The 22,209-nt window shown below is 59.2% G+C and carries 21 protein-coding genes; 12 read left to right on the forward strand and 9 right to left on the reverse strand.

Annotation, left to right across the window (positions count from 1 at the left end; all coding sequences use genetic code 11):
- Window positions 1-12: 12 nt before the first annotated feature.
- Window positions 13-1,257 carry a TIGR02270 family protein gene (locus tag BLU76_RS22460; protein WP_092224529.1) on the forward strand — a complete coding sequence of 415 codons (1,245 nt, stop codon included), beginning with the start codon at window positions 13-15 and terminating at the stop codon, window positions 1,255-1,257.
- Window positions 1,258-1,379: 122 nt separating this feature from the next.
- Here the strand turns inward: BLU76_RS22460 and kdgD are convergent, their stop codons facing one another.
- Entirely contained in the window at window positions 1,380-2,291 is a 912-nt protein-coding gene (gene kdgD, locus BLU76_RS22465) for a 5-dehydro-4-deoxyglucarate dehydratase (RefSeq protein ID WP_092143449.1), read from the reverse strand.
- Window positions 2,292-2,662: 371 nt separating this feature from the next.
- Here kdgD and BLU76_RS22470 point away from each other — a divergent pair, with 371 nt between their 5' ends.
- The 5 genes from BLU76_RS22470 to BLU76_RS22490 all read left to right on the forward strand — a co-directional run bounded on the left by BLU76_RS22470 (window position 2,663) and on the right by BLU76_RS22490 (window position 7,208).
- The gene (locus BLU76_RS22470) at window positions 2,663-3,169 is read left to right on the forward strand and encodes a TRAP transporter small permease (RefSeq protein ID WP_092143452.1); all 507 of its coding nucleotides are present in this window, start codon (window positions 2,663-2,665) and stop codon (window positions 3,167-3,169) included.
- Window positions 3,169-4,452 (forward strand): TRAP transporter large permease subunit, encoded by a 1,284-nt coding sequence (locus BLU76_RS22475; RefSeq protein WP_092143455.1) that lies wholly within the window; start codon window positions 3,169-3,171, stop codon window positions 4,450-4,452. The genes BLU76_RS22470 and BLU76_RS22475 overlap by 1 nt, the downstream gene beginning before the upstream one ends.
- 27 nt (window positions 4,453-4,479) lie before the next feature.
- Window positions 4,480-5,478, forward strand: a complete 999-nt coding sequence (locus BLU76_RS22480) for a TRAP transporter substrate-binding protein (protein WP_092224531.1) — start codon at window positions 4,480-4,482, stop codon at window positions 5,476-5,478.
- Window positions 5,479-5,550: 72 nt separating this feature from the next.
- Window positions 5,551-6,354, forward strand: coding sequence for a carbon-nitrogen hydrolase family protein (locus BLU76_RS22485; RefSeq protein WP_092143461.1), 804 nt, complete (start codon window positions 5,551-5,553; stop codon window positions 6,352-6,354).
- Between the two features lie 38 nt (window positions 6,355-6,392).
- Complete coding sequence (locus BLU76_RS22490; RefSeq protein WP_092224533.1) at window positions 6,393-7,208, forward strand: HpcH/HpaI aldolase family protein; 816 nt, start codon at window positions 6,393-6,395, stop codon at window positions 7,206-7,208.
- A gap of 82 nt (window positions 7,209-7,290) precedes the next feature.
- Here BLU76_RS22490 and BLU76_RS22495 read toward each other — a convergent pair whose 3' ends face one another.
- Complete coding sequence (locus tag BLU76_RS22495) at window positions 7,291-8,190, reverse strand: LysR family transcriptional regulator (RefSeq protein ID WP_092143467.1); 900 nt, start codon at window positions 8,188-8,190, stop codon at window positions 7,291-7,293.
- 112 nt (window positions 8,191-8,302) lie between these two features.
- Here BLU76_RS22495 and BLU76_RS22500 point away from each other — a divergent pair, with 112 nt between their 5' ends.
- The 5 genes from BLU76_RS22500 to BLU76_RS22520 all read left to right on the forward strand — a co-directional run bounded on the left by BLU76_RS22500 (window position 8,303) and on the right by BLU76_RS22520 (window position 13,003).
- Complete coding sequence (locus tag BLU76_RS22500) at window positions 8,303-8,974, forward strand: RraA family protein (RefSeq protein WP_092143470.1); 672 nt, start codon at window positions 8,303-8,305, stop codon at window positions 8,972-8,974.
- Between the two features lie 73 nt (window positions 8,975-9,047).
- Window positions 9,048-10,103, forward strand: coding sequence for a TRAP transporter substrate-binding protein (locus tag BLU76_RS22505; protein ID WP_092143473.1), 1,056 nt, complete (start codon window positions 9,048-9,050; stop codon window positions 10,101-10,103).
- Window positions 10,104-10,194: 91 nt separating this feature from the next.
- Window positions 10,195-10,812, forward strand: a complete 618-nt coding sequence (locus tag BLU76_RS22510; protein WP_092143476.1) for a TRAP transporter small permease subunit — start codon at window positions 10,195-10,197, stop codon at window positions 10,810-10,812.
- Window positions 10,813-12,093, forward strand: coding sequence for a TRAP transporter large permease (locus BLU76_RS22515; protein ID WP_092143479.1), 1,281 nt, complete (start codon window positions 10,813-10,815; stop codon window positions 12,091-12,093).
- 130 nt (window positions 12,094-12,223) lie between these two features.
- Window positions 12,224-13,003: an SDR family NAD(P)-dependent oxidoreductase gene (locus BLU76_RS22520; protein ID WP_092224536.1), complete on the forward strand. Its 780-nt coding sequence runs from the start codon at window positions 12,224-12,226 to the stop codon at window positions 13,001-13,003.
- A 69-nt stretch (window positions 13,004-13,072) separates the two neighbouring features.
- Here the strand turns inward: BLU76_RS22520 and BLU76_RS22525 are convergent, their stop codons facing one another.
- Window positions 13,073-13,954, reverse strand: coding sequence for a LysR family transcriptional regulator (locus BLU76_RS22525; RefSeq protein ID WP_092224538.1), 882 nt, complete (start codon window positions 13,952-13,954; stop codon window positions 13,073-13,075).
- A 152-nt stretch (window positions 13,955-14,106) separates the two neighbouring features.
- Here BLU76_RS22525 and BLU76_RS22530 point away from each other — a divergent pair, with 152 nt between their 5' ends.
- Window positions 14,107-15,315: an MFS transporter gene (locus tag BLU76_RS22530; protein WP_092224540.1), complete on the forward strand. Its 1,209-nt coding sequence runs from the start codon at window positions 14,107-14,109 to the stop codon at window positions 15,313-15,315.
- Window positions 15,316-15,335: 20 nt separating this feature from the next.
- Here the strand turns inward: BLU76_RS22530 and BLU76_RS22535 are convergent, their stop codons facing one another.
- From BLU76_RS22535 to BLU76_RS22560, 6 genes are read right to left on the reverse strand one after another with little or no spacing between them, the layout of a single operon-like run.
- A complete protein-coding gene (locus tag BLU76_RS22535) occupies window positions 15,336-16,655 on the reverse strand; it encodes an MFS transporter (protein WP_092224542.1) in 1,320 nt (439 codons plus the stop codon).
- The gene (gene argE, locus BLU76_RS22540) at window positions 16,652-17,893 is read right to left on the reverse strand and encodes an acetylornithine deacetylase (RefSeq protein WP_092224544.1); all 1,242 of its coding nucleotides are present in this window, start codon (window positions 17,891-17,893) and stop codon (window positions 16,652-16,654) included. The genes BLU76_RS22535 and argE overlap by 4 nt, the downstream gene beginning before the upstream one ends.
- Window positions 17,894-17,916: 23 nt before the next feature.
- Window positions 17,917-18,864, reverse strand: a complete 948-nt coding sequence (locus tag BLU76_RS22545; protein ID WP_092143497.1) for an EamA family transporter — start codon at window positions 18,862-18,864, stop codon at window positions 17,917-17,919.
- A gap of 46 nt (window positions 18,865-18,910) precedes the next feature.
- A complete protein-coding gene (locus BLU76_RS22550) occupies window positions 18,911-20,194 on the reverse strand; it encodes an ATP-grasp domain-containing protein (protein WP_092224546.1) in 1,284 nt (427 codons plus the stop codon).
- Between the two features lie 9 nt (window positions 20,195-20,203).
- Window positions 20,204-21,061: a TauD/TfdA dioxygenase family protein gene (locus tag BLU76_RS22555; protein ID WP_092224548.1), complete on the reverse strand. Its 858-nt coding sequence runs from the start codon at window positions 21,059-21,061 to the stop codon at window positions 20,204-20,206.
- The gene (locus tag BLU76_RS22560; RefSeq protein ID WP_170867319.1) at window positions 21,052-22,209 is read right to left on the reverse strand and encodes an NAD(P)/FAD-dependent oxidoreductase; all 1,158 of its coding nucleotides are present in this window, start codon (window positions 22,207-22,209) and stop codon (window positions 21,052-21,054) included. The genes BLU76_RS22555 and BLU76_RS22560 overlap by 10 nt, the downstream gene beginning before the upstream one ends.

Here is a 22,209-nt window from a genome sequence, read left to right on the forward strand (position 1 = left end):
GACAGAGACGTCATGGTCCCCATCTCATCAATGATCGAGCAACATGCCGAAGAAGCTTGCTTCCTCATCCTCCTGCACGATCATGCCGTGCGCGCGCCCCACTATGACCTTGATGACCTCGGCAAACTGGACGAACGCATCGACGCTCATCTCGATGGCCTGCGTATTGCCGGCTCAACAAGCCTGGAGATTCTGCTGACCCAGTTGGGCCCGCACAGCGTCGGAGAGATGTTCGCCTGTGTGCTGCTGGCCTTCGAGACGGCCAATGCGAAGGTGCTGTCGCGGCTCAGCGAGCACTTGAGAAGTGCCACGGAAACTGAACGAGGTTACCTGATGGCCCTGGGGTGGCTCGACTGGGAGCGGATATCGCCCTGGATCGAGCGCATGCTCGCCTCCCCCGAGCCTTTGTTTCACCGCCTCGGCCTGGCGGCCTGCGGCATGCATCGCCAGAATCCCGGCCCTATCCTGCTGACCGAACTGTCCCACGCCGACCCCAGCGTGCTGGCACGTGCCGCCCGCACGGCTGGCGAGCTGCGCCGGCGTGACCTGCTGCCGGCGATTCGTGCCCACCGCCAGCATGAAGACGCCGCTACGCGCTTCTGGGCCAACTGGGCCACCAGCCAAATGGGCGACCAGCAAGCCTTGGAGGCTCTGCGCTCATTCGCCGAGCAACCGGGCGAGTTCCAGTACCGCGCGCTCTGCGTACTGCTGGCCTGGCAAGAGCGCGAACCCAGCATCGCCTGGATACGGCAATGGGTACAGGATCCCCGGGATCGGCGCATCGGCCTCCAGGCCCTCGGACTGCTGGGCGATCCGGTCTGCGTGCCCTGGTTGATCCAGCAGATGAGCGACCTGCCCTATGCCCGCGTCGCCGGCGAGGCCTTCAGCATGATCACCGGCGCGGACCTGGCGTTGCTTGATCTGGAATTGCAGGCCCTGCCGAATTTCGATGCGGGCCCGAACGACAACCCTGAAGATCCCAATGTCGCCATGGACCCCGATGAAAACCTGCCCTGGCCCGATTCACAGGCAATCGAAAGATGGTGGCAAGCCAATAGCGGACACTTCCAGGAGGGTACTCGTTATATGTTGGGATTGGCCCATAGTGAACACAGCTTTCAGCAAGCCCTTGTCCACGGCCAGCAACGCCAGCGCATCGCCGCCGCCTGCGGTCTCGCCCGCTATCGACCAACCGAAGTGCTTTTCCCCACGAGCGCGCCGGTCTGGCGGCAAAAGCGGTTGTTGTTCGGGCGATAAGCAGGCGATATATCACGCAATCCGACGCCCCTCTCAGAAATCAAAACACCCCGCGAGAGCTTTGCTCTTGCAGGGTGTCTCGCCGACCACTGTGTCTTCAGTGGTTTTGAATCATGGTGGGGTTATTGCGCGCCCTGTTTTTCGATCAGCGCAGCGAGCAGCTTATATTCTTCCGAAGACAGGTCGGTGAGCGGCGTACGTACAGGGCCTGCGTCATGGCCGACAATTCTCGCACCAGCCTTGACGATACTGACTGCATAGCCCGCCTTGCGGTTACGTATGTCCAGATAGGGCAAGAAGAAGTCGTCGATCATTTTGCCAACGGCCACGTGATCTTCCCTGGAAATCGCGTGATAGAAATCCATCGCCAGCTTAGGGACGAAGTTGAATACCGCCGACGAGTACACCGCAACCCCCAGCGCCTTGTAGGCCGCGGCGTAGACTTCAGCCGTAGGCAGACCGCCCAGATACGAGAGTCGATCGCCCAGGCGACGACGGATCGACACCATCAATTCAACATCGCCCAAGCCGTCCTTGTAGCCGATCAGATTCGGGCAGCGCTCGGCTAACCGTTCCAGAAGCGCAGCGGTCAGGCGGCACACATTGCGGTTGTAAACCACCACGCCGATCTTGACCGATTTGCACACGGCCTCGACATGGGTGGCCACACCTTCCTGGCTCGCCTCGGTCAAATAATGAGGGAGCAACAACAACCCTTTGGCCCCCAATCGCTCGGCCTCTTGGGCATATTGAATCGCCTGACGCGTGGAACCGCCCACCCCCGCCAGGATCGGCATACTGCTGGCGCAAGTATCGACTGCGGTCTTGATGACTGCGCTGTATTCATCGGCCGCCAGGGAAAAGAACTCCCCGGTTCCCCCTGCGGCAAACAGCGCGCTCGTGCCATACGGCGCCAACCATTCCAAGCGTCGCGCATACCCGGCGGCATTGAATTCGCCGCGGCTGTCGAAATCAGTCAGCGGGAACGAAAGCAGCCCCGAGGAAAGCACGGATTTAAGCTCAGATGGAGTCATTGTTTATCACCTGTTTTTGATTGTCATTGGAAAAGCTGTTGACGTCATACGTCATCATACAACAACAAATAAAACAACACTTAAAACAAGTAGTCACAACTTTCGCCCCCTCTTCCAAGCTGATTAATATTCCTTATCTAACTAATAAGAACATTGACTTATCCAACATTGTCATTGGCATTGACACAACTTCGATGAAAGGAAAGACTCACTCATGTCGTACGACGACTTATAACAAATAATAAAAAGGTGACCTTACTCATGCTTCGTTCGCATCTTCTTGCAGCTCGCTCCAATCGGCTCAGCGGCGCGGTTCTCCTTGCAACACCGCCGTTGCGCAGCCTCCATACCCTCAACCTGGTGCAAGTGCCATGAACGACATCCTGAAACTCTATTTTCTAGCGCTTAAGGTATTGATCATTGCGTGCCTGGTTTCTATCACGGCGCTGATTTTCGCCAATGTCGTGTTGCGCTACGGTTTTAATTCCGGCTTGTTTTTCACTGAAGAAATTTCCAGGTTGGCATTCGTCTGGCTGGTCTTCGCCGGCTCCCAACTCATGCTTCATGAAAAGGGTCATATCGGCGTCGATATCCTGACCAGCCGTGTCTCGCCCAAGATAGCCAAACACCTGTTGACGTTGACCTATCTGTTGATGCTGTTCGCCACGTCGCTGTTTCTCCAGGGCAGTTGGAAGCAGACCTTGATCAACTTGGATGTGGGTGCCCCTTCCACCGGAGTATCCATGGGCTTGTTTTATGGCGCCGGGTTGGTCTTTTGCATCTTGAGCACCCTGCTGCTCTGCGCTCAATTGGTGAAGCATCTGGCCACACCGGCTGGCGTGCCCTTGTCTTCAGCCGCACACGGGGTGCTCGAATAATGGCCCTGGGCGTTTTTGTTGGCGTGCTGATGGCCGCCTTATTCATAGGCGCGCCAATCGCCTATGCACTGATCCTCTGCGGCGTTGCCCTGATGTGGCTGCTCGGGTTGTTCGATGGACAGATCATCGCGCAGAACATTATCAACTCAGCGGGCAGCTTCCCATTGCTGGCCATTCCTCTGTTTATCATCGCTGGCGAGGTGATGAACAGCGGCGGCCTGTCCAAGCGCATTATCAACCTGGCCATTTCCCTGGTCGGCCATCTGCGCGGCGGCCTTGGCTACGTTACCATCTTCGCCGGGGTACTGCTCTCCAGCCTGTCGGGCTCGGCACTGGCCGATGCGGCGTCACTGACCGCACTGCTGCTGCCGATGATGGTCATCGCAGGCTATAACCGCAATCGATCCGGCGGCCTGATTGCCTCGGTCTCGGTACTTGGCTCGATTATTCCACCCAGCATTGGTTTCGTGGTCCTGGGGGTCGCCTCCGGCTTGTCGATCACCAAATTGTTCCTGGCGGGTATCGCCCCGGGGCTGATGATCGCCACTGCGCTGGTCATCACCTGGTGGCTAGTGTCTCGTCGCGACAACGACATCGAACTGAGCCCCAAGGCGTCTGGCAAGGAACGCATCAAGGCCCTGGCCGACAGCACCTGGGCGCTGCTGTTGCCGGTGATCATCGTAGTCGGTCTGCGCTTCGGCATCGTGACGCCTACCGAGGCGGGTGCGGTGGCGAGTGTCTATGCGCTGCTGGTGTCCTCGCTGATCTACCGGGAACTGAGCCTGAAGTCACTCAGCGAATTGCTACTGCGTGCAGGAAAAACAACCGCGGCCGTCATGTTCCTGGTCGCCGCCGCCTCGATCCCGGCCTGGATGATCACCATCGCGGACATCCCGGGGCAGATCATCGACCTCATTCAACCGGTCATGGACAACCCGAAGCTGTTGATCGTGGTGCTCATGCTGCTGATTCTGTTGATTTCCATGGTCATGGACCTGACACCGACGATTTTGCTGCTGGCGCCGATCCTTGTCCCTGTCGTAACCGCCGCGAACATCGACCCGATCTACTTCGGCGTGCTGTTCATGATCAATTGCTCCATCGGCCTGATTACCCCGCCCGTGGGCACGGTGCTCAACGTCGTCTGTGGCATCGGCAACATGCGCTACGAAGCGCTGCTCAAGGGCACCGTCCCGTTCCTGATCGCCGAAATTATCGTCCTTTTCCTCCTGGTGATGTTCCCTGACCTGGTCACTGTTCCAGCGCAATGGTTCGCCCACTAAAACAACCGACAAGAAAAAGGAAAAAACATGATCAAGCATCTAACCGTCCTGGCCGCCCTGCTGCTGGCCAGCAGCTTGAGCTTCGCCGCCGAGTACAACGCTCGCACGATCAAGTTTGCCGCAACCAGCCCGAAGGGAACGCCGCCGGCCATTGGCATGGAGCTGTTTGCCAAGAAGGTCAATGAACGCAGCGGCGGCAAGATTAAAGTGCGGACCTTCCCCAATGGCGTGCTGGGCGGCGACGTACAAGTGCTGTCCTCGTTACAGGGCGGCGTGGTGGAAATGATGACCTGGAACGCCGGCCTGATGCTCAATCATGTGACCGACTTCGGCATTCTCGATTTCCCCTTTATCTACACCGATACCGCCAAGGTCGACGCCATGCTCGATGGCGAAGTCGGCAAGATGCTGATCGACCAGTTGCCCGCGAAGAACCTGGTGGGCCTGGCGTTCTGGGAGCTGGGCGTGCGTAACCTGACCAATAACGTGCGGCCGGTGCAGAAGATGGAAGACATCGCCGGCATGAAGATTCGTGCGCAACAATCGCCATTGTTCCTGGATGTGTGGACGGCGCTCGGGGCGAACCCCACGCCTTTGCCCTTCACCGAAGTGCACACCGCGCTCGAAACCCACACCGTGGACGGTCAGGAAAACCCGGCGGCCCTGATCCTCGCCTCAAGGTTCAATGAAGTGCAGAAATACCTCAGCCTGACCCATCACAACTACAACCCGCAGATCGTCCTGATCGGCAAGCCCTTCTGGGACAGCTTGAATGCCGATGAGAAGGCGCTGCTGACGGAGGTCGCCATGGAAGTGCGCCTTGAGCAACGGGAGATTTCCCGCCAGGCCGACAGCAGGACGATTTCCGAATTGCGCAGCGCCGGCATGCAAGTCAACGAACTGGCTCCCGAAGAGATCGCGCGCATCCAGCAAAAAATCCGCCCGGTGCTCGATAAATACGCCGCGCAGATCAACCCCGAACTGGTTAAGAAAGTCTACACGGCCGTGGATTACCACCCGCAATAACGGCGCCGCCCACAGTTGCGCTGAGCACCCCACTCAGCGCACGCCCAGCATCCATCACAAGGAAACCAAACCATGAAGATTTCGGTCGCACAGATCCACCCTGTTGTGGGCAATCCGGCTCAAACCATCGACAACGTCGCTGAGCTGTCACGGCAAGCCGCAAAAGAAGGCTCGCGCCTGATCGCCTTTGCCGAATGCCTGCTGACCGGAGGCTCGTTCGACAGCCGCGAAGACCTGGAAAAAGGCGCCATCAGCATCGATGCCCTTAAGCCTTTGCTGGCGGTTGCCGCTGAAACCGGCATCCACATTGTCGTCGGCTTCTATGAGCAATACGCCGAGTCGATCTTCAATACCGCCGCACTGGTGGGACCCAAAGGGATCATCGGCCTGCATCGCAAACGCCATCTGCCCTTCATGATTGGTGATCGCTTCACTGATCGCCCAGCCGAATGGACACCGCCGGTATTCGATACTGAAATCGGCCGTATCGGCCTGGCGATCTGCTACGAAATCCGCTTCCCGGAAGTCGTACGCACCCTGGCGTTGGAAGGGGCCGACATTGTTGTCCTGCCCGCGGCCTGGCCCGAGCAGGCGCGCTTGCTGCCGGACATTTTCAGCAACGTGCGCGCCGCCGAGAACATCGTCTATTTCGTCGCTTCGAACCGTAACGACATGGACGGCGGCATGCAGTTCATCGGCATGAGTCACATCATCGAACCGTCGGGGCAGACCTTGATCCGCGCCGGACAAGAGGACGGCATCTTCAGCGTCGACATCGACCTGGACAAAGCGCGCAACAAGTCATTGATCCGCGACCCTGGTGTGTTCGAGATACACCCCTTCCGCGACCGTCTGCCAGAAACCTATCGCCTCTGACACGACCGCCACAGAAAACGTATTCTCAGGTAATTGCAATGCACAAGAAGATCACCTCGCTGAAAGATCGAATGGCGGACGGCCCAACGTTCGGGATGAACATCTACAGTACGGCCTGCATGCCCATCGAAGTGGCTGGCAACTGGGGGCTGGACTTTGTCTTCATCGATGCCGAGCACACCGCTCTGGGCGTCGATAAAGACATGGAAAAACTGATTCTGGCGGCCAACCACGCTGCTATCCACAGCCTGGTTCGCGTTCGTGGCACCCTCGAATGGGACATCCGTAAAGCCCTGGAAATGGGCGCTGCAGGGGTCATCGTTCCCCAGGTCCACAACGCTGGCCAGATGCGGGAAATCATCCGCTGCAGCAAATTCCCACCGTTCGGCCGGCGCGGCGGTGACAGCTCGGTTCGCTCGGCGAATTACGCCGGCCCGGGATTTGACTGGGCCCGCTACACGCAAGAGGAAAACGCCCGTAGCGTGATCGTACCCATGGCCGAGAGCTACGAGTTCTTCGACAACATCGATGAAATCCTCGATGTCGAAGGCATCGATGCGGTGCATTTCGGCCCGGCGGATTACTCGTTGTCCCGTCAATTGTCGGTCGACTATCGCCTCGGCAACCCTGAAGTCCAGGCGCGCCTGGCGTTACTGATCGAGAAATGCCACAGGCGCTCGGTCCAAGTCATGGTGCCTTGCTTTCCAGCAGACACGGAAACAGCCAGGCGCCTGTTGGATATGGGCTGTGACATGTTACTGATGGGCAGTGATCTTTCATGGCTGAATCAGGCGGGACAACACATCGCCGCGATCCAAAAAACGCTCCGGGGGACCCAATACGCTGGCGCCTGAAACCACGCAACTTATAAGCCTCCCCATAGTTCAAGGCCGAATCAATAAACTTGCTTCGGCCTTGAACTGCATGCGCAAACGACTAGTTGACCAGAAAGTTCTGACGCAACAGCGTCGCCCGCGTCAGCGCGACCAATTCATCGAGTTGAACATCGGGCCTCTCCGTTAAATAAGACAAGCAGAACCTGGCCGGCGCGATGGGCGGATGACAGGGCAATACTTTCAACATGTCCACTGCCAACATATCTCGAATTAACGGAACAGGAAGAATACCAATAGCATGTCCGGCAGAGATCATCTTCGCGATGAACGCCAGAGAATTACTGGAGTGAAAAGCCTCGGACACATTCCCCCCTTCTTTCAGCCAGCGCTCAACGACCGAGTACAAAGTCGAGGGCGCGGAATGCGTCACGATGGGATAGGCGCCAGCATGTTCGGGTAGGAATGCCCCGCCTTCAATTTCCAACTGGGCGGCGGCGACCCACTGGAAGGTCATCCAGCCCAAAAAGATGTCAGTGACATCGTCTCGTGTCATCGGATTGGTCAGAAGCGCCAGGTCAAGCTCGTGATCGTTCAGCTTTCGGTTAAGCACCGCCCCCACATCAATAGTGATTTCAAGGGTGATTTCTGGAAAATGCGCCTTGATCTCGGCGATGACCGCGGTCAGCCCAACCATTGCCGAACACTCGTCAGCGCCGACGCGCAATCTGCGATTGTTCTTTTGCTTGGCCGCGAACTGCTCGAGCTTGACGCTGTTGTTAAGCACCATCTCGGCATGCTGCAGGGCGATCAGGCCATCGGGGGTGATGATCATGCGTTGCTTGCTGCGGTCAAAAAGTTTCACGCTCAGCAACGACTCCATCTCGCGAATTCGAGAGGAAATGGCCGGTTGTGTTAAATGAAGATGTCGCGAGGCAGCATGGACGCCGCCTAATCGAGCAGTCCAATAGAAGGCCTCGATCTGCATCAGGGTAATTCTCATGATAAAAATCGTCCTGGCGTTGACTCGTTGTTTTTTATTATCGCATTGGATTCATGCTTGTTAGGCTGCACTGACTGTATCAGACATTCATCAAAAACAAGTAAATACCAGCATGTATATTATTAAAGAACTACCGCAACAGATCGCCGCGGAAGAACTTTCGATTCTTCTCGCGGCCGAGCCGGCAACCATCGGCCACTTCGTCACTAAAGGTATTCTAAGTGCCCGTATAAAAGCCCATTTCCAAGACATTAGAGCGGTTGGAACCGCCGTCACAGTGAGAATGCCTGGAGCCGATGGGGGCATTTTGCATTACGCGATGGGTTGCGCCAGGCCAGGTGACTTCCTGATCGTGGATCGTTGCGGTGAGCGGGTCACGGCAGCCATGGGCGGCGCCATGGCGTATGCAGCCAAACAGGCCGGAATCGCCGGCATCGTCATTGACGGATTCGTCACCGACCTGAGCGAGTTACGCCAGCATGGGGTTCCCATATGGTCTTGGGGCGCCAGTGCCATTACCACTCGGGTCAAGGGTGAAGAAGGTGAGTTTTGTACCCCGGTCCAATGTGGCGGTGTCGTGGTCCATCCCGGTGATGCGGTGGTAGCCGACGAGAACGGCATCGTCGTCATCACCCCCGGCCAGGTGTTCCCACTGGCCCGGCGCGCAATCGCGTTTCAGGAGAACGAAAAAATCACCTTGGCGAGACTGGCAAACGGCGAGAAATTCCCGGATGTCACCGGTTCCAGATCCATCATCGACGCCGCCACGCTGGGCCGATCCTGAACAAGAAAACACAGACGCACGTTGCCATTTCGTTTCTGCCATGTAGCTCCCTCAAAAAAACAACAGGACTACCATGAAACCGTACCAGACTTCCCTTCTGATCTTCGCCATGCTCTACGGCCTGATCGGGCCAGCAGCCTTGGCGGACACCCAGGCGACCACCCACTTCAATGTGATTGGCGGTGGCAGCCACAATTACACCTTCCGTGCGGTGGAGAAGCCGTTCTGGAACAAAACGCTGCCCGACAGTTCCGGTGGCGCCGTCACGGCGCGCCTCAGAGGGTTATCGGAAAGTGGCCTCAAAGGCGCTGAGATGGTGCGTTTGATCCGCTCTGGCGCGGTTGAAATCGGCATGGGCGTCTTTGCTTTCGTGGCCGGCGACGACGCCTTTTTCGAAGGGATCGACCTGCCCGGCATGGCCGCTGATATTGAAACCTCTCATCGGGTTTCGACGGCGTTCAAACCAGTGTTGGCAGAACGCATGGCCGAACGACATGGGGTCAAGCTGTTGGCGACGGTGCCCTATACGGCGCAGGTGTTCTTCTGTCGCGACCCCGTCAATTCCATCGCAGACCTCAAGGGACGCAAGATTCGCGTACGCGGGCGCAATATGTCCGAGTTGATCAAAGCACTCGGCGGATCGCCCATGACCTTGCCGTTCGCCGAGGTGGTGACGGCCATGCAGACCGGCGTCATTGACTGTGCGGTGACAGGCATCGGCTCAGGCAACGCGGCCAGGTGGTATGACGTGGCCAACCACCTCTACAACCTGCCAGTGGACTGGTCGGTTGGTTTCTATGCCATTGGCCTGAAACGCTGGCAGGCGTTGCCCGAGCCTGTACAACGCCTGCTCCAGGCACAATCCCAAGTCTTGGAAGACCGGTTGTGGGAAGAAACCGCCAAAGAAAATCACTCTGCATTGGCCTGCAACATCGGTGCACCTGATTGCCAGATTCACCACCCGGCTCATATGCAGGTCAGCACACCGACAAATGCCGAGAAGCAGGTTCTGCAGAGCGCCGTTCTCAAGATTGCCAACGACTGGGGCAAGCGTTGTGGTGCGCCGTGTGTCGAGCGTTGGAATGCCACGGCAGGCGCGTCCCTTGGCGTGAGCCTGCACAACCCCTGACCCGCGCCCATGCGTTGAACACCTGTGGAGCATGCGCGACAAAGCTTGTCGCGCGTTCTGAACGCCCCCACGTTTGCGGAGAACCCCATCCATGAAACGCACTGAATCTTCTGCTATCCGGCTCGTGAACAGCATTGCCAGGCTGAGCGCCTGGCTGGGCGGTATTGCCCTGATGGGCACCGCACTGATGATCGGCATTGACCTGATCCTGCGCAAGACCATCGGCCTGTCCATGGGCGGTGCCGATGAAATAGCCGGCTATGTCCTGGCCATTGTCAGCACCTGGGCCTTTCCCATCGCATTGTTAAAACGCTCCCATATCCGGGTGGACATTGTCTATTCGCGCCTGCCCCTCAAATTCAGGACCTCCCTGGATCTGCTGGCGTTGAGCTGTATGGCACTTTTCGTCGGCACCGTGCTGTTCCACGCGTGGGACGTGCTGTGGGATTCCATCCAGTACCGCTCGACTTCCACCACACCGCTGCAAATCCAGCAGTGGGTGCCTCAAGCTGCCTGGTTCGCCGGTTACCTGTTCTTTGCCCTGACCATCGTTGTGCTGGGCTGCGCCAGCGTTATCCAGCTGCGTCAGCAACGATGGGCCTCGATTACTGCGCTGATCGGCATCAATTCCGTCGAGGAGGACATTCAAGAAGAAACCCATCGTCCCGCGCCAGGGCACACAACGATTCCGTCGAATGGAGCGCACTAAATGCTCGCCTTTACCCTATTCACCCTACTGGCCCTACTTGGCTTGAGCGTGGCTGCGGCGGTCAGCGTCGGCCTGCTGGGCCTTTCGCTGTCAGAGTTGTTCTCGACACTGCCGCTCAGCAACGCCATAGGCGAAATTGCCTGGAGCACCAGCGCCGAATTCTTGCTGGTCGCTATTCCGCTCTACATACTCATGGGCGAGTTACTGGTGTGTTCAGGCGTCGCCGGGCGCATGTACGGTGCCGTTGCCAAGTGGCTTTCGTGGTTGCCCGGTGGCTTGATGAATTCGAACATAGGCGCCTCGGCGCTGTTCTCGGCAACCAGCGGCTCCAGCGTGGCGACCGCCGCCACCATCTCGACCCTAGCCCTGCCGGAGCAGGAACGAAAAGGCTACCCTGCCCCGCTGTTCCTTGGCTCGATCGCCGCCGGCGGTACACTCGGCATTTTGATTCCGCCCTCGATCAACATGATTCTCTTCGCGCTGATCGCCAATCTTTCGGTGCCCAAGCTGTACTTGGCAGCTACGATCCCGGGCATCCTGCTCAGCTTCATGTTCGTGGCGATCATCGTGTTCGCTTGCCTTATCCGTCCCGATTTGGGCGGCAAAAAGGAGCACTCGACCTGGGCCGAACGACTGGACAGCATCCCAGACCTGCTGCCGCCGCTGGCCATCTTCGCCCTGGTGGTCGGTGCCATCTACAGCGGTTTCGCGACCGCCAGTGAGTCGGCGGCCCTGGGGGTCATCGCCGCGTTCGCCCTGGGCCTGTGGCGGCGCGCCTTCACCTGGCAAAACCTGGGGCAGGCCTTCGAGTCCACCATGCGCACGACCGGGATGATCATTTTCATCACCCTGTCGGCGTTCTTCCTCAACTTCGTGCTGTCATCCATCGGGTTGACAGCAACCCTGGTCAGTTTCGTGACGGGTCTCGACATGTCGCCGATGGGTACGCTACTGGCCATCATCGTGTTCTATATCATCCTCGGCTGCTTCATGGACACGCTGGCCATGTTGATCACCACCGCACCGCTGGTGGTGCCGGTCATTGTCGCCTTGGGTTTCGATCCGCTGTGGTTCGGCGTGATACTCATCATCCTGTGCGAAATGGGACAAATTACCCCGCCATTCGGGATGAATCTGTTCGTGGTGCAAAGTATTCGCAACAAAGGCAAGTTCCTGGATGTGATCTACGGCGCCTTGCCCTTCTGTTTCGTATTACTTGTGTTGATCGCGCTGTTGATCCTGTTTCCGCAGATCGCGCTTTGGCTTCCGCAATTTGCGTGATTCGGGTAAGGCGCTATAAGGGGCGGAGGTAGGTGGCAAAGTTTGTTGGAGTGACGGCGGCATTCAAGGATTGATCAGGTTATATATAGGACTCGGACCACCAAGCAATCGCTAAACCTCTGGAGACGCCATGCCAAACGCAACTGGACAGAACCCTGTGGCACTCATCAGTGGGGTTGGAAGTGAGATCGGAATCGGCATGGCGATCGCGCGCAGACTGGGTACTGCAGGCGCCAGACTGATCGTCACCGCCAGCAGTGCACGCATCAACGATCGAGTCGCAGAACTGCGCGCCGAAGGGTTCGAAGTCGAAGGACGGGCCCTCGATCTTACCGATGAAAACCAGGTACGTGAGTTTATGGCATGGGCGGAGTCCGTCTGGGGGCAGATCGATATTCTGGTCAACAACGCGGGCATGGCGATGCAAGGCAGCCCGGAGTTTTTTTCCGACGTGGCAAGCATGGATCTGCACACCTGGAACCTGACGTTGGCGCGAAACCTGACCACGGCCTTTCTTCTTACACGGGCAGTTCTGCCCGGCATGCGGGCGCGTCGTTATGGGCGCATCGTCAACATCAGTTCCACGACCGGCACCCGCTGCAGTAACCCCGGTGAAGCGGCCTACAGCGCCGCGAAGGCCGCGATGGTTGGAATGAGCATGAGCCTGGCGCTGGAAGTCGCCCAGCAAGGGATCACGGTGAACAGTGTCGCTCCCGGCTGGATCACTACAGGGTCGACCACGACAGAGGAAGCCAAAGCGGCCGGTTACACGCCGATGGGCCGGGCGGGACGTCCCGAAGAAGTGGCGGCACTGGTGGCTTTCTTGGCGTCTTCAGAGGCGAGCTACATCACGGGGGAAGTTATCGTGGTGGATGGCGGAAACTGCCTGGTGGAGAACAAGGCCCCTTGATCTGAATCCGTGGCCAGCACCTTTCCCATGGATGAGGGAGCGAGCTTGCTCGCGATTGCGGTGGTCCGGTCACTTGAACAACTCACTGCTCATGAAATCAATGAACACCCGCAGTTTCGGCGCCAGGTGCTTGCTTGAAGGCCAGAGCATGCGGAAGGTGCTTTGATGCCGATTGAAGTCGTCGAGGACGGTGACCAGTTCACCGGCGGCGATGGCATCGCGCACGGTGAAGTCCGGCACGCAGGCAATCCCCAATGCATCGCGCACGACGTACAGCAACGCCTCGGTGGTGTTGCAGACCAGGGTGGCCGGCAGGTTGAGATCCGGCTGCCCCTCCCCGTTTATCGGCCAGACCTGCATCCTGCCAGTACTGGGAAACTTGTAGAGCAGGCAGGCATGGCGCAGCAGATCCGCCGGCACCTGCGGCGTGCCGTGTTCGGCGAGGTACCGGGGCGAACCGACCACGACGAGCTTGAACGTGCCCAACGGACGGGACATCAGCCGGGAGTCGTTCGGTTCTCCAGTCCGAACGACGACATCGAAACCTTCCTCGATGATGTCCACCAGCCTGTCGGAGAAATCCAGGTCCAGTTCGATACTGGGGTAGCGGCGCATGAAGGCCATCAGCGTCGGCATGACCAAATCTGCAACCAGCGGCAAACTCACGCGCAGTTTGCCCCGTGGCGCTTGGCGGGTTTGCGACAGTTCCAGTTCGGCCGCTTCGACTTCGCAGAGAATACGCCGGCAACGCTCGAGGAAAAGCGTCCCTTCCGCCGTCAGCGTGATACTGCGCGTGCTGCGATGAAACAGCCGCACACCCAGCCGTGCCTCGAGCCGGGCGACGCTTTTGCCCACTGCCGAAGACGAAATGCCCAGCGCCCTGCCCGCCTCTGAAAAACTGCGGGTTTCGGCCGCGCGAACAAAAAAATCAATCCCGCTCAGTGATTCCACGCCAGGCTCCAATTGCGGACATTTTTTCCGATGTGTTGCGCACTCTAGCATTCTTGTCTCTCCAAGGAGGGGCACTTACCGTAGTCGGCACTTATCAATCTGCGATTGACGCCGCTATCCGGCGGGTCAGAAGCGTTCCAGGCAGGTGACACATGACGATTGCCAATACCCATATCGACGCCGATGCCGAGGTTGTCCCGGACACCGCGCCGCTCCCCATCGGATCACTGTTTGCCCTCGCGCTGGCGGCATTCGTGACCATCCTCACCGAAGCCTTGCCCGCTGGTCTTCTTTCACAGATCAGCGAAGGGCTGGCGATCTCCGAAGCCCTCGCCGGCCAGTTGGTCACGGTCTACGCGCTCGGTTCCTTGCTGGCGGCCATTCCATTGACCGCCGCGACCCAAGGCATGCGACGCAGATCGCTGTTGCTGATGGCCATCGCCGGTTTCGCCGTTGCCAATACCGTCACGACGTTTTCTACCCATTATGGCTTGACCATTGTCGCGCGCTTGCTGGGGGGCGTATCGGCCGGGCTGCTGTGGGCCTTGTTGGCCGGTTATGCCGCCCGCATGGTGCCCGAAAGCCAGAAAGGTCGAGCGATTGCAATCGCCATGGTGGGCGCGCCCTTGGCGTTATCCCTGGGCGTCCCGGCTGGCACGCTGCTCGGCAATCTGGTCGGCTGGCGAATGAGCTTCGCCCTCATGAGCCTGTTCGCCGTGGCCTTGATGGTCTGGGTACGACTCAAGGTGCCTGACTTTCCCGGGCAGGCCTCCAGCAAACGTCTTGCCCTGGGCCAGGTCTTCACCCTGCCGGGTGTTCGTTCGGTGTTGTTCGTGGTACTGGCTTTTGTCCTGGCGCACAACATTCTCTTTACCTATATCGCTCCGTTTTTGACGGCAGCGGGCCTGGGCGAGCGAACGGATCTGGTCCTGTTGGTCTTTGGCGTCGCATCGTTGCTGGGGATCTGGGTCGTCGGCGTGCTGATCGATCGCCATCTGCGGGCGTTGACGCTCGCAGGTACGGTGCTGTTCGCCCTTTCGGCCATGATGCTCGGGGCAATGAGCGACAGGCCTGCGGCGGTGTATATCGCCGTGGCCGCCTGGGGAATCGCTTTCGGAGGGGCTGGGACGCTGTTCCAGACGGCCATCGCCAAGACTGCCGGAGACGCGGCGGATCTCGCCCAGTCAATGCTGGTCACGGCCTGGAACCTCGCCATTGCCGGCGGCGGGATCGTCGGCGGCATTCTGCTCGATCATCTGGGGGTGGTGGCGTTTGCGCCGGTCCTGGTCGTTCTCCTGCTGCTGACGTTGGCGGTGGTGGGGTCTGCCAGGCAGTACGGGTTTGCGAAGCGCGTTCAATGAACAGGGTGAATCAACGTCACTCAAGTCTCATGCTCTGCCGTCAGCGCCGGGGTGGCGCTTGCCCGGTATTTCGACAGGCTTACCCAGGCCAGCGGTATCGCACTCAGGCAGGCCGCCGCAAACAACCAGTGGGCCGCCGCCAGGGCATCTCCGCTCTGGCGGTAGATCAGGGTAATCAGCGCAGGCGTGGCACTGCCGAAGAGGGTCACCGATAAGGCGTAGGCCAGCGAGACACCCAAGGCCCTGACCTGCACCGGAAACAGCTCTGCCAAGGCCGCCGCAGCCGGCCCGGTGTAAAGCACCATCAACACTGCCAGCGCGCATTGGAAGATGATCAGTGTCTGGAGACTGGGACTGTTGTTCAGCCATACGAACCCTGGGTAGGCACAGAGCGCGACCCCCACGGCACCGATGAGCATCACGGTGTAGCGCCCGAAACGGTCCGACAGCAGTGCCGTTAACGGACACAACAGCGTGATGAGGCCGACCAGCACCAACCCCAGGTAGGCCTTGTTGCGCGGAAGCTCAAGCACCATCGATGCATAGGTCGGGATGAAATTGATCAATTGTGTCGCGACCGTCCAGAGCACGACGATCAACACCCCCATCACGAGGTTGGGCAGATAGGGGCGAAGGCTAGGCCCCTTCCCGGCCATCGCGTGCTTATCTTGATTATCGAGAAAGCGGCGCAGCGGCTCGCTTTCCTCGAGACTGCGGCGAATTTTCAAGCCTGCGACCACGACCAGCAGTCCGAAGACATAGGGCACGCGCCAACCCCATTCATCCAACTGGGCGGGCGTCAGCGCGCTCGACAACAGACTCGCACTTAAACCGCATAGCAGGAATGATCCGGCTTGCGCCACTTGTTGGCTGGACGCAAATAGCGCGCGACGGTCCGCCGGTGCTGTCTCGACAAGATAGGCCAGCGCGCCACCGATCTCTCCTCCTGCTGCAACCCCCTGCAATATGCGCGCGACGACAACGCTCAGCGGTGCCCACCAACCGATGGTTTGGTAGGTCGGGCATACGGCGATGATCAGGGTCCCGGCGCCCATCAGCATGATGGACAGCGTCAGCGCGGCCTTGCGCCCCTGGCGATCGGCATAGCGCCCCATCAGCAGCGCGCCCAACGGTCGGGCCACGAAGCCGACGGCGAGCGCCAGGTAGGACGCGAGCAACGACATCAGTGGGTCGGAAGCCGGAAAGAACGCTGCGGCAATCTGCAAGGAGAAGATCGCAAACAGGGTGAAGTCGAACCATTCCAGTGCGGCGCCCACGCTCACCGCCAGCACCAGTTTCCTGCGTTCGCGCCCCTGGCTATCCACGGCTGTGGCGCTCATTGCGCAGCCCCTGCGGGAATTGGCGGCAATGGCTCACAACGTGCCAGGCGGCGCAGGAACTGTTCACAGGCCTTGAGCTGGGCCAAGTCCACATACTCGTTCACTTTGTGCGCTTGCTTGATGCTCCCTGGGCCGCAGACGATCGTGGGGATCCCTGCGGCCTGAAACAGTCCGGCCTCGGTGCTGTACGCCACTCGCTGTCGGCCATGGGCCATTGAGCTAGCCTCGCGGACCCACTGCGCGAATGCCTGGTTGCCCTTCTCATCCAACCCCGGAGTATGCAGCGTGTGGGAAAACTCGACGGACGCCGCCCAAGCGCGATCATCCGTCTCACTGTGCATGGCCTGCTTGGCGTCGTCCTTGATCTGTACCAGCAGTTGCTCGGCATCACATCCGGGCAGGTAGCGAATCTCGAAGTCAAAGCTGCATTGACCGGGAATGACATTACCAGCGACACCGCCATTGACCCGGCAGACCTGGACAGTGGTGTACGGGACATCAAACCCGCTGTCCAACGGCCCCTGTGAAAGCCGCCTGGCCACGTGCTGAAGCTGCATCTGTACCCGCGCGGCATAGTCGATAGCGTTGACCCCCTCGTTCGGCAACGAGGAGTGCGCCACCTTGCCATGGACACAGCAATTGATTTCGTGACGCCCCTTGTGGCCGATCACCAACGCCATTGAAGTCGGCTCGCCGACAATGCAACCGGCGGGCTCCAGCTGCGCCTGGGTGATGAACGGGGCCAGATGTTTCGCCCCCATCGCACCCACTTCTTCGTCATAGGACAAGGCCAGGTGAAAGCTTTGTCGTGCAGAGGCCATCAGCTCGGGAACCATCGCCAGCACCACGGCGATGAACCCCTTCATGTCCGAACTGCCACGACCGTAGAGCCGATCCTGATCCAGATAAGCGCTGAACGGATCCTGCGCCCAAGCCTGGCCCGCTACCGGCACCACGTCAGTATGTCCGGACAGGATGATGCCCCCGGGGCGTGGCGGTCCAAGGCTGGCAAACAGGTTCGCCTTGCGCCCGGAGGCGTCCGGTAGAATCTGGGCCTGTACCCCGAAACCGTGCAGGTACCCGCTCACCCATTCGATAAGGTCCAGATTGGAGCGGTCGCTGACCGAAGGGAAACCGATCAAGGTTCGTGCGATTTCCAATGTGCGTGCCAGTACGCTGCGGTCGTCATTCGAGCAAGCGTCTGCCGCCCCCTGCGCAAAGGCCAAGGAAAGAGTCATGGGATGCTCCAGCAAACAGAAGTCTATTTTTGAAGGGCAACAGGCATAGGCCCTGAATGAACAACGCGCCTGTCTCGCGAAAACCAGACGTTGGACAACAACACCGCCACGCACACCACCGTAACCAGGACGGGAACCCAAGGACTATGCCAGGTGGAGAGCACGAACTCGGCGGCCAAGGCAATGACCGGCACGCAAGGCGTGAGAATGGACACCCGCCCACCTCCCAGGTGCTGAATGGCAAATTGCAGGGTAAACACCGGAATCAGCACGCTGACAAACGCCAGCTTGATCAACTGGCCGAGCATGGCGGTATCCAGCGTGAGCAGTTGGTGCAGATTTTCCCGGCCGACCCACCCTGTGACGATCAATAGCAGGAAGAACCTGACGCACAGGATATCCATGGCGCTGTACTTGCTGTCGCGGTTCAGTCGAGCCGAGCAGAACACATAGATCCCGCCAGTGATCCCGGCAACACTCGCCAGGGCGATGCCCTCATGCAAGTTGACCAGGCTTACCTGGGCCGTGACCCCAAGCGCGAGACGCATAAGGACCAACGCCATCAGCGACAGCAGGATCAGCAGCGCGCCCAGCCAGCGGGAACGACTGACCGAGGAGCGCGCCACCAGCATTTCACAGACCACCACCACCAGCGGCATCCAGCCCTGATAGATGGCCGACTCCACCGACGCCTCGATGCGCTGCAATGCCATGAACATCAACCACCAACTGAACAACGTCAGCACATTGAGCAGCAGCACGCCTCGCCACTCCTCGCGCAGCAGGCGAAACGGGTCATGACCCCGCAAGGTATGCACCAGGAAAAATACCGCCCAGGCCATCAGGAAGGTAATGAATGTCAACGCCGCCCCACTGATACGGGTGAACGCCACCATGACCCAGACGGCCGAGAGCGCCGTCGAGATGCAGTAGACCGCCATGCTGACGGCACCGAGTATTCCTGTCTTCATGCCTGCTCCTTGAGAAAAACCTGTGCTTGGCGCCCTACCTGATCGATCAAGCGGTTCCCGGCTCCAGCACTTCCACCTGGGTCGGTACGTAGTGCTGCAAAGCCTCGAAGTCGGCGCGAAGTACCTTTGGGTCTGCGTTATACAAAGTCAGGATGCCCGCGGTATCGGCCAGGGACCGGGAGTCCACCACCATTCCGGGGGCGACCCGCCAGTCGATGTTGTAGATACTGGAAATGGGGGGCTCGTTGAGCTGGCTGATCCGGCCTTTGCGCAAGGGCAACAAGGCGGACACCACGTTGTTCTTCTCGTTGGGCTTGATGTCATCGAGAGCTGCGACGCCGGCTGTGAGGTAGAGATTGGCGTCGATCAGGTTGATGTCGCTGTTTTTCTCGTGGTACGGCACCCCGATGCCGCCAGGTACGCGCGCGGCAATTTCCAGGAACACCGGATAACCGCGCTTGCGGTCCACGAAGACCTCGTGGTGCGTCGAACCGTTGCGAAAGTTCAGGGCCGCAATCACGTCCCGATTGAATGCCTCCAGGGTCGCCTTGAGCGTGGGGTCGGCCACGGGAATCACGCTCAAGGGCTTGCCCTGGACAAAGTCAAAGTTGGTGCAACCCAGTTCCAGCACACCGCAGTAGCGGATTTGACCGTCGACCACAAACGAGTCGCATTGGAACATGTCGCCGTCAATGAACTCGTCCACCTCGTAATCAAAATGATACGGTGAGGCCAGCACTTGTTCGCGGGCCTTGATGAATTCGGCCTCGTTGCGAATGATCGACACCTCGAAACTGCCCGCCGCATTCACCGGCTTCAGCACCAGGGGCAAACCCAATCGCGCCGTCAGCTCGGCGTAGTAAGCCTGCGGCTCAGCCGATAGCCGTACGTGATCCAGTGGCACAAACTCGGGAATGCGTATCCCCTTCTGGCTGACCGCGTGTTTCATCAGCACTTTGTCGCGAAAGTTCGCCACGATCGCCTGTGTATCACCCTCTAATCCGAACTCCTCGCGCAACTGAGCCGCCAGCTCAACGTGGCACTCTTCCTGGCAGAAAATACGCAATGACGAAGTATTGCCCTGCACGGCTCGCAGCTCATCGCTGATGATGCTGCGACATTGGTCATGGTCCAGCAGCGGACGGATGTTGCGCTGCAGGTCGGCATCGACGCGCACAACCTGTGAGACATTACGCTCGAGCGCGGGCGGCAGGACGTCGGCATGATAGGCGATCAGCACTGTCCGGCAATCTCGACCCAGCGTCTGCAACGCCTTCTCGGAGGCAAAGTTAAGGTAATGGGGCGTCAGGAAAACGATGGTCTGGATCATAGTAGTGCCTCACTGGAAGTCGACGTTCATGCGATAGAGAAGGCGCACATCGGCGCCCCCTTCACTTTTGGGTATTGGCGGACCTTTATGCAGCGTTGAGAGGTTGTCCCAGATGACGATGTCGCCTGGGCGGTAGGCATGCCGATAGCGCGGTGCGTGCTGGACAAGGAAGTCGACCAGGCTGTCGAGAATGCGATGGGACAGTGCAGGCGTTAACCCTTCTATTTGCATGGCCGTTGCAGCCGGTGCATACAGTGACGCCGTGCAAGCGAGCGGGTGTTTGTACACCAGGGGGTGGACCACGGTGTTTTCCAGTGCGCCAGCCTCCTGGGAATTGAGCTGTTGCACCGCGGCGTCGGCATTGCGCAGCGCGTCGCGATTGCCGAAACGGTGGTGAACCCGCAGGTTTTCCAGGTCGAGACCTTTCAGGTACGGCGGGCAACCTGGGCTTTCCAGCCACTGGCGAACCTGCTGCAGGCCTGCGGCACAATCGATGAATTGGGTCTCGCCGTGTTGGTCGGGTACACGTACCGACAGCAGTGACGTGAACACCGTGTTCGCCGATTTGTACGACATGTCGGTGTGCCAATACCCTCCTCCTTCATGCACGCCCAAGGCCTGGCCGTCCCGATGCAGATTGGTCACAGTCAGCACTTCCCGATAATCCTCGAGGCAGTACTTGGCCAACACATGATGGACAGGCGAGCCCAGCCTGCGCATCAACTGCACATAAGGGGCGACGCTGACGTCCTGGTTGGCGATGACCAGTACCTTGGCCTGGGCGATGGCCTGCTTGAGCGCCGCTGCCGACTGCCCGAGCACGTCGCCAATGTCCAGGCGTAGCGGCTGGAACATCCTCACGCCCATGACCGCAGTCCTTCTCGCAGCGATATGGCGGCACTCATTTCTGCAGCTGCCGGCACCATCGTGTTGATCGACGCATAACCTGAGGCAGCACCCGCGAAATACAGGCCTGCGACAGGGCTTTTCCCATCCTGGTGACAGGTAAAGCCGGTTTGCTGGTTGAGCAGTTGCGGCCAGTCGGTGGCGGGCAGTTGTGCGGTGACGCCGATGGCCGAAACAAGGCATTGCTCCTTCGCCGACACATCCAAATGCAACTCATGCCCGTCTAATGCCTGGGCGACGACCAATCGGCCCGCCTCTTGAGCCTTGCGACAGGAAGCCTGGAGCAGCGGATGGCCGTTGAGTGACGCCGGAAGGTCCATGACGACCTTGTCGCCATCCTGGCGAATGCTGTTGTAGGCATGTAGCCAGATATTGGCCCGGCCCGTGCTGCTGGCGCTGTTGAGCGGCCCTTGAAAGGAACTGGACGAAGTCTTGGCAATCATTTCCAGCGTGCGCTGGCTCAGGGACCTGAGGGCAAAGCGATCATCGGTCTCTTGGGGATATAGCCCCAGATAGGATTTGATCAGGATCGACACATTGCGGGCGAACGGCGCCAGGAGCAGTGCGATCTGGAACGCACTGTTACCACTGCCGAAGATGACCACATCTTGCTGCAGGAAACGATGGGCCTGGCCCCGCGCAACCATTTGATAGACGTCAAAGCAATTGAACCAATGGGCACTGGGCATTTCGAAGGGCGGCGCCTTCGGGCGAATCCCGGTTGCCAGGATAATCTGCTGTGCACGCAAGGAACGATGCTGGGAACCCGGGGCCAGGCTCACCTCGAACAGCCCCTGGACCTTGCTGACGGTGACCACCCGTTGCTGGATCTTGGTCAATTGCAAGGCTTCGAAGTTACTACGGATGTAGGCTGCGTATTCCTCACCGGTGGGGCTGACGCACAACTTGCGCATGAACCTTTGCAAGGGATAGGGCGCGCCTTCGATCTCCAGTTCATTGCAGTAGGACTGCAATGGATGATCGCCCATCATGCCCATGCACCCCCCGAATACATCGCTGATGACAGCGACTTTCAGGCCCAGATCAATCAGCCGGATACACTCGCCAAGCCCTGCGGGACCGCCACCTACGACAATGACGTCGAACAC

Origin of the sequence: Pseudomonas sp. NFACC08-1, assembly GCF_900106735.1 — a bacterium.
GTDB lineage: Bacteria > Pseudomonadota > Gammaproteobacteria > Pseudomonadales > Pseudomonadaceae > Aquipseudomonas > Aquipseudomonas fluorescens_Q.